Genomic DNA, 12,505 nt, shown 5'->3' with positions numbered 1-12,505 from the left:
TTTAAATTCAATAGGTTAGATTTTTGATGAGGCGAGGAGCGTGACAAATGAGTCAATTGATCTGCCGCAGCCTTTTATAGAGCGTGTTGCGGCTTATACCCAACCGCCGCGCCAGATGCGAAATATTCCCCCCGGCTGCTTTCAACTCGCGGTTCAACGCCTCCACATCATTCAGATCCAGCCCCAGCGGCTGCACGCTCTCCACCGGCTCCATCTCCAGATCGACAAAAAAGTCATCCGGCAAATGCTCTGGCCGCACCGGCTGTTCCTCGGCCATCGCCAGCGCTACCTGCATCACACTGCTGACCTGACGCAGATTACCCGGCCACGGGTGCCGCTCGAACAACTCCAGCACTTCGCGGCTGAGCCCGGCCCATTGTGTCGGTTCGCGATGTTGTTCCCACAGGCGTCTGAACAGCGCCTCTTTATCACTGCGCTCTCTGAGCGGCGGCAGTTCCAGTGTCAAACCGCCAATTCGGTAGTACAAGTCCTCACGAAATCGGCCCAATTGCACTTGCTCGCGTAAAGAGCGGTTGGTCGCCGAGATGATCCGCAAGTCCACCGCGAACAACTCGCTGCTGCCCACCGGTTGCACGCAGCGCTCCTGCAACACCCGCAACAACCGCGCCTGAGTCGGCAACGGCATGTCGCCGATTTCGTCGAGGAACAGGGTGCCTTTGTCGGCTTTGCGGATCAGGCCGATGCTGCCTTTCTGGTTGGCGCCGGTGAACGCGCCTTTTTCATAGCCGAACAGTTCTGATTCCACCAGTTCGGCGGGGATCGCCGCGCAGTTGACGGCGATAAATGCCTGTTTGCTGCGCGAGCTGGCCTGATGCAGGGCTTTGACGAAGACTTCCTTGCCGACTCCGGTTTCGCCGTGGATCAGCAGCGGAATGTCTTTTTCCAGCAGGCGTTCGGCCTGACGCACGGCTTTTTCCACGCGGCTGTCGCCAAAATGCAGAGAGTTGAGGCTGATCACGCCCGGCGCTTTGATCGGCGCCGTTTTCGGTTCGGCAAATACCCGAGGCTGAACAGGCGCCTGTTGCGGTCGCTTCAACAGGCACTGGAAACGGTTGCGCCCCGAGGTCTGCAAGGCAAACGGCAAGCCGTCCGGCTGATTCAGCAGCTCCAGCAGCGACACGTTGAACAGGCTTTCGACGCTGACCCGCGACAGGCGCACGCCAAGCAGATTGTCCGCGCGGCGATTGGCCGACAGCACTTGACCGCTCTCATCAAAAATCAGCAAACCGGCCCACTGACTGTCGAGGTTGTTCAACCCGGTGTTGAAGGTCAGTTGAAAGTGCTGGCCATGGAACAGGTTGAGGATCAGCCGGTTCTCCACGGTCTGGCTCATCATCTTGACCATGCCCAGCGTGTGCGAGGGCGGCAGGTAGCTGTCGCTGGACACGTCGAGCACGGCGATAACCTTGCGCTCGGCATCGAAAATCGGCGCGGCGGAACCGGTCATGAAACGGTTGGCTTTTAGAAAGTGTTCATCGTGCTCGATGTGCACCGCTTGCTCGCAGGCCAGCGCGGTGCCGATCGCATTGGTGCCGCTGCAGCGTTCCATCCAGCTCGCCCCGGCGCTAAACCCTCGGGCCAGGTTCGGCTCGATAAAGCGCTGAGTGCCCCACGAGGTCAGCACCTGACCCTGATGGTCGGCGAGCATGATCAGGCAATTGGAGTTGCTGAGGATGTTCTCGTAATACGGCAGCACTTCCTGATGGGTGGTTTGCACCAGCGCGTGGTGACGGTCGAGCAGCTGGGCGATGCCGGCGGCGGGCAATTGATCGAAGGCCGGGGCGCTCTGGTGGTCAAGGCCGAAGGCGCGGCAACGTTGCCAGGAGGTCTGGACAATCGCGTCGTGGGACAGCGGCGGGGCAGGTGCGGCCATGGTGGTGGGCCTCTGAAGCAGCGTTTTTTATTGTTGTTATGAACCCAAATCGTGAGCAAAACACAGATCAACTGTGGGAGCGAGCTTGCTCGCGAAAGCGTCGTATCAGTCACCGAATCGGTTGAATGACACACCGCATTCGCGAGCAAGCTCGCTCCCACAGGATCTCCGGTGTTCACCGAAATGAGTTCATAGAGTGTTGTTCACTATTGTTCATTGTCAATCGCCCAGCTGTTCAAATGTGTTCAGCAATGAACGCCTGATCCCCGCGTTTTCAGCCCTTTTCACGACAAATCAACCACTTGCCATTTCTGGCACGAATGTCGCTCTGCTGCATAGGTCGCTTGACTCCAATAATAAAAAGGCCGAGCCATGTCACTCACCCTGGAGCACGTCAGCCGCACCGTCGAGGGCCAGACCTGGATCGACGATGCCTGCCTGAAATTCGAACCCGGATCTTTCAACGTTCTGCTCGGCCGCACGCTGTCCGGCAAGACCAGCCTGATGCGCCTGATGGCAGGCCTGGACAAGCCCGACAGCGGCCGGATCCTGATGAACGGCGTCGACGTCACCCAGCGCCCGGTGCGCCTGCGCAACGTGTCGATGGTTTATCAGCAGTTCATCAATTACCCGACCATGACCGTGTTCGAGAACATCGCCTCGCCGCTGCGTCAGGCCGGTGTTTCCAAAGAAATCATCCATAGCAAAGTGCTGGAAACCGCGAAGATGCTGCGCATCGAGAAGTTCCTGCAGCGCTATCCGCTGGAGCTGTCCGGCGGCCAACAGCAGCGCACGGCGATGGCCCGGGCGTTGGTCAAGGATGCCGAGTTGATCCTGTTCGACGAGCCGCTGGTCAACCTCGACTACAAGCTGCGCGAAGAACTGCGCCAGGAAATGCGCGAGCTGTTCAAGCTGCGCCACACCATCGCGATCTACGCCACCACTGAACCCAACGAAGCGTTGGCGCTGGGCGGCACCACGACGATTCTGCACGAGGGCCGGGTGATCCAGAGCGGCCCATCGACCTCGGTCTACCACCAGCCGCAAACCGTGCTGGCGGCGGAGTTGTTCTCCGAGCCGCCGATCAACCTGATGCCCGGGCGCATCGCCGGCAACGAAGTCAGCTTCGCCAACTTCGTGCACTTCCCGTTGAACGTCGACCTGCGCCCGGTGGGTGAGGGCGAGTTCCGCTTTGGCGTGCGCCCCAGCCATATCTCGCTGGTGCCGAGCAACGATGACGATTTGGAACTGGCAGTCACCGTCGAAGTGGCGGAGATCAGCGGCTCGGAAACCTTCCTGCACGTGCGCAACGAGCATTTCCTGCTGGTGCTGCACCTGCCGGGGGTTCACGAATACGACGTCGATGCGCCGATCCGCATCTACATCCCGACCCACAAACTGTTCGTGTTCGATGCGCAGGGCCGTCTGGTGCAGGCACCGGGTCAACGTGTCGCGAGGGTTGCCTGATGGCCGAAATCCGTTTGCAGCACCTCGCCCACAGCTACAGCAAGCAGCCGAGCGGGCCTGACGATTACGCGATCCGCGAGATGGATCACATTTGGGAGCAGGGCGGCGCGTATGCCTTGCTAGGCCCTTCGGGTTGCGGCAAGTCGACCTTGCTCAACATCATTTCCGGCCTGCTCAGCCCCTCGCAAGGGCATGTGCTGTTCGATGGCAAAGCGGTCAACGACCTGACCCCGGAGAAGCGTAACATCGCTCAGGTGTTCCAGTTCCCGGTGGTCTACGACACCATGAGCGTGTTCGACAACCTTGCCTTCCCCCTGCGCAATCAGGGCATGGCCGAGGCGAAAGTGCTCAGCAAGGTGCAGGAAATCGCCGAAGTCCTCGACCTGCAAAACCTGCTGAGCAAGAAGGCGCGCAACCTCACCGCCGACGAAAAACAGAAAGTCTCCATGGGCCGTGGCCTGGTGCGCGACGACGTTTCCGCAATCCTGTTCGACGAGCCGCTAACGGTGATCGACCCGCACCTGAAGTGGAAACTGCGGCGCAAGCTCAAGCAGATCCACGAGCAGTTCAACATCACCATGGTCTACGTCACTCACGATCAACTGGAGGCCTCTACCTTCGCCGACAAGATCGCGGTGATGTACGGCGGACAGATCGTGCAGTTCGGCACGCCACGGGAATTGTTCGAGCGGCCGAGCCATACCTTTGTCGGCTACTTCATCGGCAGCCCGGGGATGAATCTGATCGAGGTGCAGCCGCAGCCGGGCGGGGTCGGTTTCGCTTCGACGCACTTGCCACTGTCCGACGCCTTGCAACGGCATATCGAACATGGTCAGTGGAAAAATCTGAAGGTCGGCATCCGCCCGGAGTTCATCCATGTCTGGGACGAGCCGTTTGACGAGGCGATGCAGGCGCGGGTGGTTCACGTCGAAGACCTCGGCACCTACAAGATCCTCACCCTCGACCTCGATGGCGCGCCGCTGAAGGTGCGTCTGGCCGAAGACAAACCGGTGCCGCAGGGCACGGCGTACATCAGTTTTCCGGCACAGTGGCTGATGGTCTATGCCGATGAGTTTCTGCTTGAAGCCGATGAAGAGGTGCAGCCATGAACAAGGTGCAGAACAACAAGGCCTGGTGGCTGGTGTTGCCGGTATTTCTGCTGGTTGCGTTCAGTGCGGTGATCCCGATGATGACCGTGGTCAACTATTCAGTGCAGGACATCTTCGACCAGTCCAGCCGCTACTTTGTCGGCGCCGACTGGTACAAGCAGGTGCTGCTCGACCCGCGTCTGCATGACTCGCTGCTGCGCCAATTCATCTACTCGGCCTGCGTGCTGCTGATCGAAATTCCGTTGGGTATCGCCGTCGCCCTGACCATGCCGACCAAGGGCCGCTGGTCGTCGGTGGTGCTGATCATCCTGGCGATTCCGCTGCTGATCCCATGGAACGTGGTGGGCACCATCTGGCAGATTTTCGGGCGTGCCGACATTGGTCTGCTGGGGTCGAGCCTGAATGCGCTGGGCATCAGTTACAACTACGCGGCCAACACCATGGACGCCTGGGTGACGGTGCTGGTGATGGACGTCTGGCACTGGACTTCGCTGGTGGCGCTGCTGTGTTTTTCCGGGTTGCGGGCGATTCCCGACGTGTATTACCAGGCGGCGCGAATCGACCGCGCCTCGGCGTGGGCAGTGTTCCGCCATATTCAGTTACCGAAGTTGAAAAGCGTGCTGCTGATCGCGGTGATGCTGCGTTTCATGGACAGTTTCATGATCTACACCGAGCCGTTTGTGCTCACCGGTGGCGGGCCGGGCAATGCCACGACCTTCCTCAGTCAGACGCTGACGCAGATGGCGGTCGGCCAATTCGATCTGGGGCCGGCGGCGGCGTTTTCGCTGGTGTACTTCCTGATCATCCTGCTGGTTTCGTGGCTGTTCTACACCGCCATGACCCATTCCGACGCCAACCGCTGAGGGCCCGGCCATGAGCAAGAGAAAGCTGATTCCGCTGCTGGTGTACATCCTGTTTCTGCTGGTGCCGATCTACTGGCTGCTGAACATGTCGTTCAAGAGCAACACCGAAATTCTCGGCGGGTTGACCCTGTTCCCCCAGGATTTCACCTGGCACAACTACAAGGTGATTTTCACCGATCCGAGCTGGTACACCGGTTATCTCAATTCGCTGTATTACGTCAGCCTGAACACGGTGATCTCGCTGAGTGTGGCGCTGCCGGCGGCGTACGCGTTTTCGCGCTATCGCTTCCTCGGCGACAAGCACCTGTTCTTCTGGCTGCTGACCAACCGCATGGCGCCACCGGCGGTGTTTCTGTTGCCGTTCTTCCAGCTGTATTCGTCGATTGGGCTGTTCGACACGCACATCGCCGTGGCCTTGGCGCACTGCCTGTTCAACGTGCCGCTGGCGGTGTGGATTCTTGAAGGTTTCATATCCGGGGTGCCCAAGGAAATCGACGAAACCGCGTACATCGACGGCTACAGCTTTCCCAAGTTCTTCGTGAAGATTTTCATCCCGCTGATCGGCTCCGGCATCGGTGTGACGGCGTTTTTCTGCTTCATGTTTTCCTGGGTCGAACTGCTGCTGGCGCGCACGCTGACTTCGGTCAACGCCAAGCCGATTGCCGCGGTGATGACCCGCACGGTTTCCGCTTCGGGCATCGACTGGGGCGTGCTGGCGGCGGCGGGGGTGTTGACCATCCTCCCGGGCATGCTGGTGATCTGGTTTGTTCGCAACCACGTGGCCAAGGGCTTTGCCCTCGGTCGGGTCTGAGGAACGCATGATGGAATGGATGAGCTGGACTACCCCCACGGCGGGGTTCTTTATCGCCATCGGCCTGTTGCTGGTGGGCATGACCACTTGGGAATTGCGCTCGCCAAGCATCCTGCGACGCGGTTTTCTGCCGATTGCCACCACCCGTGGCGATCGCTTGTTCATCGGTCTTCTCGGCAGCGCCTACCTGCATCTGCTGGTAATCGGCGTCACCGACTGGAGCATCTGGGTGGCGTCCGCGCTGTCTCTGGTGTGGCTGTTGGTTGTGATGCGCTGGGGCTAGTCGAGTCGCTCGGCAATCGTGCTCCGTAACTCAAACTGGAGGTCTCTATGTTCGACAAAAACAATAAGCTGCGACATAGCATTTCATTGGCAGCCTTGCTGGCACTCAGCGGTTTGAGCGCATCTGCCTGGGCCGATGCCTACGAAGACGCTGCGAAAAAATGGATCGGCAGTGAATTCAAGCCGTCGACCCTGACGGCCGATCAGCAACTCGAAGAATTGAAGTGGTTCATCAAGGCCGCCGAGCCGTTTCGCGGCATGGAAATCAAAGTGGTTTCCGAGACCCTGACCACCCACGAATACGAGTCCAAGGTGCTGGCCAAGGCGTTCACCGAAATCACCGGGATCAAGCTCACCCACGACCTGCTGCAAGAAGGCGATGTGGTGGAAAAAATGCAGACGGTGATGCAGTCGGACAAGAACATCTACGACGGCTGGGTCAACGACTCGGACCTGATCGGTACGCACTTTCGCTACGGCAAGACCGAATCGATCACCGACCTGATGGCCAACGAAGGCAAGAACTTCACCTCGCCGACCCTCGACATCAAGGACTTCATCGGCATCTCGTTCACTACCGCGCCGGACGGCAAGATCTATCAACTGCCCGACCAACAGTTCGCCAACCTGTACTGGTTCCGCGCCGACTGGTTCGAACGCGCCGATCTGAAAGCCAAGTTCAAGGAAAAGTACGGCTACGAATTGGGCGTGCCGGTGAACTGGTCGGCCTATGAAGACATCGCCAAATTCTTCAGCGAAGACGTCAAGGAGATCGACGGCAAACGCGTCTACGGACACATGGACTACGGTAAGAAAGACCCGTCGCTGGGCTGGCGTTTCACCGATGCCTGGTTTTCCATGGCCGGTGGCGGCGACAAGGGCCTGCCCAACGGCTTGCCGGTGGACGAGTGGGGGATTCGCGTCGAGGACTGCCACCCGGTCGGCTCCAGCGTGACCCGCGGCGGCGACACCAACGGCCCGGCGGCGGTGTTCGCGACGCAGAAATACGTCGACTGGCTCAAGGCCTACGCGCCACCGGAAGCGGCGGGCATGACCTTCTCCGAGTCCGGCCCGGTGCCGTCGCAAGGCAACATCGCCCAGCAGATCTTCTGGTACACCGCGTTCACCGCCGACATGACCAAACCGGGCCTGCCGGTGGTCAACGCCGACGGCACGCCGAAATGGCGCATGGCGCCGTCGCCGCGCGGGCCGTATTGGGAAGAGGGCATGAAGCTCGGGTATCAGGACGTGGGTTCGTGGACATTCATGAAATCCACCCCTGAGAAACAGAAGTTGGCGGCGTGGCTGTACGCGCAGTTCGTCACTTCGAAAACCGTGTCGCTGAAGAAAACCATCGTCGGCCTGACGCCGATCCGCGAGTCGGACATCAACTCGCAGGCGATGACCGATCTGGCGCCGAAACTCGGTGGCCTGGTCGAGTTCTACCGCAGCCCGGCCCGCGTGCAATGGACCCCGACCGGCACCAACGTGCCGGACTATCCGCGCCTGGCGCAATTGTGGTGGAGCCACATCGCCGAAGCGGCCAGCGGCGAGAAGACTCCGCAACAGGCGCTGGACGGCCTGGCCAAGGATCAGGACGCAATCATGACCCGCCTCGAACGCTCCAAGGCGCAAGCAGTATGCGCCCCGAAAATGAACCCGGAACGCGACGCGCAATACTGGTTCGACCAACCGGGCGCACCAAAACCAAAACTGGCCAACGAGAAGCCGCAGGGCGAGACCGTGAGCTACAACGAACTGCTGAAATCGTGGGCGGATGCGCGTAAGTGATGGTTGATGTGTGAAAAGCAAAACGGCACCGTGAGGTGCCGTTTTTTTTGTTGCCTGATCTACCGCTTTCGCGAGCAAGCCACGCTCCCACAGGGTTCTGTGTTGCTTACAAATTCAGTGTGCACCCGAAACCACTGTGGGAGCTTGCCTGCAAGCGATTGCTTTCTGACATTCAACATGGATATCGCCTGATCCGACGCTTTCGCGAGCAAGCTCGCTCCCACAGGTTTTGGCGGTGTCCACACATTTTGTGAATGACTACTGTCCCTGTGGGAGCGAGCTTGCTCGCGAAGGCTCAGTATCAGGCAGTGCAGATGTTGCAGGATCCACCGCCATCGCGAGCAGGTGAAGGCCTACAGGTTTCAGTGGTGGTCACAAAACCTGAGTACCCCGCAAATCACTGTGGGAGCTTGCCTGCAAGCGATGGGGCCATGGGTGTCGCCGCAGGAAAACCGAGGCGGAACACGGTCATGACACCTGGCAAGCTCTTCACCTCCGCTACCCCCTGATGCAGGCTCATGATCGAGCGCACGATCGCCAGCCCCAGCCCGGTGCTGCCCTGTGAGCGCGAGCGGGCGCTGTCGACGCGGTAGAAGCGGTCGAACAGATGCGGCAGATGTTGCGCCTCGATGCCGGCGCCGGGATTGCTCACCAGCAGTGAAGCCTGCGTTGCGCCTTGCTCGATCAGCAAGGTGATGGTTTTGCCGTTCGGGCAATGACGCAGCGCATTCGACAGCAGATTGGAAATCGCCCGCTGGATCATCAGCCGATCGCCCAACACCGATGCGCTGCCAACAACATTCAAATGAATCTGCTTGTCCTGCGCCGCCAGCGAAAACATCTCCGCGACCTTCGCCGCTTCCTCCTCCAGCGCCACCGATTCAAACGGCGCCAGTGCCGACGGATGACTGACCTGCGCCAAAAACAGCATGTCGGAAACAATCCGCGCCACGCGCTCCAGCTCCTCGGTGCACGACACCAGAACGTCCTGGTATTCCTCGCTCGTGCGCTCGCGCGACAGCGTCACCTGGGCCTTGCCCATCAGGTTGTTGATCGGCGTGCGCAGTTCATGCGCCAGGTCATCGGAGAACTGTGACAACTGCTGCACCCCGGCATCGAGGCGATGCAGCATGAAGTTGATGCCCTGCGCCAGTTCGCTCAACTCCTGCGGCATGTTCACCACCGACAGCCGATGCTCCAGGTCCTGCGTCGAGACCATCGCCGCCACTTTGCGAAACTCGCGCAGCGGCGCCAATCCACGCTGCACCGCGCCCCACGCCGTCAGGCCGATGAACACCAGCAACAGCGGCAAGGCAATCAGCGTCGAGCGCAGATAGGCGCTGAGCAGCGCCTGATCGTGCGCGTTGTCCATCGACAGCAGCACCGGCACGCTGCTGCCGTCCTTGAGCCGAATCAGCTTCGACGCGGTAAGGAACTTCGCACCCTCGTCATCGATGCTGTCGCTATAGGCCAATTGTTCGGTGGTGGTTCGCACTGCGCGCAATTCGGCGCGTGGATCCTTGAGTCCCGAGCCGGATTTGAGCAGCGGCGTACGCAGGTTCGAGCGGTCATAAATCGTCAGCGTCAGGTTGTCGTGGCCCATGACCTGATCGAGCAGAATGTGCGGCTTGCCACTGACCTCATTGGCGTCGACATACAGCGACAGGCTGTGCTCCACCTGCGCCATCTTCTTTTGCAGGCTGTCGCGGGACAGCGCATTCAGCTCATGGGTCAGGGCGAAATAGGCGAGGATCGCCAGGAATACCACCAACAGCGCGCCGAGAATACTTACCGTCAGACCGAGGCGCATCGACAGGCTGGCCGGCCTCATTCTCGCGCCTCCAGCACATAGCCGACACCGCGCAGGGTGTGGATCAGCTTGTTGTCGAACGGGTCATCGATCTTCGCCCGCAAGCGCCGGATCGACACTTCGACCACGTTGGTGTCGCAGTCGAAATTCATGTCCCACACCAGCGAAATGATCTGCGTACGGGTCAGCACCTCGCCGGACTGGCGCATCAACAAGTGCAGCAGGGCGAATTCCTTGGTGGTCAGGTCGATGCGCTGCGCACCCCGAAACGCCCGATGCCGGCCCGGATCAAGCTCCAGATCGGCGACTTTCAACACCTGCGGCACCGGTATGTTTTCGCTGCGGCGCATCAGGGTGCGCACCCGCGCCAGCAGTTCGGGAAACTCGAACGGCTTGACCAGGTAGTCGTCGGCGCCCAGATCCAGACCACGAATCTTGTCCGCCAGCCGCCCGCGCGCGGTGAGCATCATCACCCGCGTCGAGTGGGTGCGGCGCAGTTGCTCCAGCACGCCCCAGCCGTCCAGTTCCGGCAAGTTCACGTCGAGAATGATCAGGTCATACGCCTGCTGTTGCGCCAGATGCAATCCATCGGCACCGGTGGCGGCGTGATCAACGATATAACCACTTTCGGTCAAACCCTGATGCAAGTATTCGGCAGCTTTAAGCTCGTCCTCGACGACAAGGATTCGCATGATCTATCACCACTTTTATTTAATGGATATCTAATTAAGGCAACCCCTCACCCTAACCCTCTCCCCGAGGGAGAGGGGACTGAATGCGGGATATTTCAGAACTACGCCAACGTGAAAAAACTTTACTGAATCCATAATCGACTTGATGTAACAGGTCGATAAAAAACCCGAGACACTTCGGTCGGCCCCCTCTCCCCCCGGGAGAGGGCTGGGGTGAGGGGATGTCCGCAACGATAAAGGTTGTAGCGGCTACAGGGTCAACAACCCAATGCTTTAAACCGGGGCTGTGCGACAGTCCGCCGCAGCGCGGACCACGTGATTCTCGTAAGTTTGATTCCGACAAGTACTGTTCAGCAGTTAACTACCGAGTATTTGTTTCTATGTATTGCGGCAAAGCCGATTGCACTTCGCATCCTAGAACAAAACAACTTTGCCAAACCGTGGATAACGGATTTGTAATGTTCCAGTCACCTTGTCGATAAGTTCAAAACCCTAACGTGGCGGCATCGAAAAATCCTGAATTAAAGGAAGTCCTCCATTGCCCGGTTTAATCGAACTGACGGCGCGATCACGCCTGAACAAAACCGCCAGCGGCCTCTTGTTGCTGGCGTGCAGCAGCCTGGCCAGCGCATCGACCCTGACACTGGATCAGGCGCTGCAAAGTGCCTTCGCCGGCAACCCCGATCTCGCTGCCGCGCAATGGGAAATCGGTATTGCCGAGGGCGATCGCCAGCAGGCCGGGCTGATCCCCAATCCCGAGGTGTCGTGGGAGGCCGAAGACACCCGGCGCAACTCGCGCACCACCACGGTGATGCTCAGTCAGCCGATTGAACTGGGCGGCAAACGCGGCGCGCGCATCGATGTCGCCAGGCGTGCGCAGGACGCCGCCGGCATCGAGCTGGAGCGCAAGCGCAATGCCTTGCGCGCCGATGTGATTCAAGCGTTCAACAGCACGCAAACCGCGCAGCAACGCTTGCAGCTGGCGCGCCAGTCGCTGCAACTGGCCGAGCACGGTGTGCGCGTTGCTCAGGGGCGGATCGAGGCCGGTAAATCGTCGCCGGTCGAAGGCACGCGGGCGCAAGTGCAGCTCTCGGAAGTGCGCCTGGAGGTGAGCCGCGCCGAGCGCGATCAGGCCAACGCCTATCAGCAACTGGCGCAGGTCATGGGCGCACCGTTGCCGACTTCGACCAACGTGCAACCCGGCACACAGAACCTCGCCACGCTGCCGCCGCCCGGCCGTTTGCTTGAGCGTCTGAACCAGACTGCCGAGCTGCGTCTGGCGGAGCTGCAGATCGATCAGCGCGAAGCCTCGTTGGGCCTGGAAAAGTCGCAGCGCATTCCCGATCTGACCGTGAGCATCGGCAGTCAGTACAGCGAAACCGAGCGCGAACGGGTCAACGTGGTCGGGCTGTCGATGCCGATTCCGCTGTTCAACCGCAATCAGGGCAACGTGCTCGCCGCCGCACGCCGCACCGATCAGGCGCGGGATCTGCGCAACGCCACCGAGCTGCGTTTGCGCACCGAAGTCCAGACCAGCCTTGAGCAATGGCAGACCGCCAACGGCGAAGTCAACGCGTTCAACCAGACCATCCTGCCTGCCGCACAAAGCGCAGTGGACAGCGCCACGCGCGGTTTCGAAATGGGCAAGTTCGGTTTCCTCGACGTACTCGATGCCCAACGCACCCTGATCGCTGCGCGCAGCCAATACATCCAGGCCGTCAGCGAGGCGACCGACGCCCGCGTGCGCCTCGAACGGATCTACGGCGACCTCAGCGTCAGCCCTTGA

10 protein-coding genes are annotated in these 12,505 nt (G+C 60.1%); 7 read left to right on the top strand and 3 right to left on the bottom strand.

What is annotated here, in order from left to right:
- Nucleotides 1-52: 52 nt before the first annotated feature.
- The gene (locus J1G18_RS16435) at nucleotides 53-1,894 is read right to left on the bottom strand and encodes a sigma-54-dependent Fis family transcriptional regulator (protein ID WP_223008076.1); all 1,842 of its coding nucleotides are present in this window, start codon (nucleotides 1,892-1,894) and stop codon (nucleotides 53-55) included.
- A 372-nt stretch (nucleotides 1,895-2,266) separates the two neighbouring features.
- Between J1G18_RS16435 and J1G18_RS16430 the strand changes: the two genes are divergently transcribed.
- Genes J1G18_RS16430 through J1G18_RS16405 form a run of 6 tightly spaced genes read left to right on the top strand, consistent with a single transcriptional unit; the run spans nucleotide 2,267 to nucleotide 8,217 of the window.
- The gene (locus tag J1G18_RS16430) at nucleotides 2,267-3,361 is read left to right on the top strand and encodes an ABC transporter ATP-binding protein (RefSeq protein ID WP_095138884.1); all 1,095 of its coding nucleotides are present in this window, start codon (nucleotides 2,267-2,269) and stop codon (nucleotides 3,359-3,361) included.
- Nucleotides 3,361-4,470: an ABC transporter ATP-binding protein gene (locus J1G18_RS16425; protein ID WP_223008075.1), complete on the top strand. Its 1,110-nt coding sequence runs from the start codon at nucleotides 3,361-3,363 to the stop codon at nucleotides 4,468-4,470. Before J1G18_RS16430 ends, J1G18_RS16425 begins: the two co-directional genes overlap by 1 nt.
- Nucleotides 4,467-5,333, top strand: a complete 867-nt coding sequence (locus tag J1G18_RS16420) for a carbohydrate ABC transporter permease (RefSeq protein ID WP_007961995.1) — start codon at nucleotides 4,467-4,469, stop codon at nucleotides 5,331-5,333. The genes J1G18_RS16425 and J1G18_RS16420 overlap by 4 nt, the downstream gene beginning before the upstream one ends.
- Before the next feature lie 10 nt (nucleotides 5,334-5,343).
- The gene (locus J1G18_RS16415) at nucleotides 5,344-6,144 is read left to right on the top strand and encodes a carbohydrate ABC transporter permease (RefSeq protein WP_223008074.1); all 801 of its coding nucleotides are present in this window, start codon (nucleotides 5,344-5,346) and stop codon (nucleotides 6,142-6,144) included.
- 10 nt (nucleotides 6,145-6,154) lie between these two features.
- A complete protein-coding gene (locus J1G18_RS16410) occupies nucleotides 6,155-6,427 on the top strand; it encodes a DUF2160 domain-containing protein (protein ID WP_027614647.1) in 273 nt (90 codons plus the stop codon).
- Between the two features lie 47 nt (nucleotides 6,428-6,474).
- Nucleotides 6,475-8,217 (top strand): ABC transporter substrate-binding protein, encoded by a 1,743-nt coding sequence (locus J1G18_RS16405; protein ID WP_098968138.1) that lies wholly within the window; start codon nucleotides 6,475-6,477, stop codon nucleotides 8,215-8,217.
- 397 nt (nucleotides 8,218-8,614) lie between these two features.
- Here the strand turns inward: J1G18_RS16405 and J1G18_RS16400 are convergent, their stop codons facing one another.
- Both J1G18_RS16400 and J1G18_RS16395 read right to left on the bottom strand, forming a co-directional pair.
- A complete protein-coding gene (locus tag J1G18_RS16400; RefSeq protein WP_223008073.1) occupies nucleotides 8,615-10,048 on the bottom strand; it encodes a heavy metal sensor histidine kinase in 1,434 nt (477 codons plus the stop codon).
- Nucleotides 10,045-10,719 (bottom strand): heavy metal response regulator transcription factor, encoded by a 675-nt coding sequence (locus tag J1G18_RS16395; RefSeq protein ID WP_027614650.1) that lies wholly within the window; start codon nucleotides 10,717-10,719, stop codon nucleotides 10,045-10,047. Before J1G18_RS16395 ends, J1G18_RS16400 begins: the two co-directional genes overlap by 4 nt.
- 538 nt (nucleotides 10,720-11,257) lie before the next feature.
- Between J1G18_RS16395 and J1G18_RS16390 the strand changes: the two genes are divergently transcribed.
- On the top strand, nucleotides 11,258-12,505 hold the full coding sequence (locus tag J1G18_RS16390; protein WP_223008072.1) for a TolC family protein: 1,248 nt from the start codon (nucleotides 11,258-11,260) through the stop codon (nucleotides 12,503-12,505).

The sequence above is a fragment of the Pseudomonas sp. MIS38 genome, from assembly GCF_019891575.1.
Lineage (GTDB): Bacteria > Pseudomonadota > Gammaproteobacteria > Pseudomonadales > Pseudomonadaceae > Aquipseudomonas > Aquipseudomonas putida_A.
Note: the sequence above shows the minus strand (reverse complement) of the source record. Positions and strands in the feature narration are given on the sequence as shown.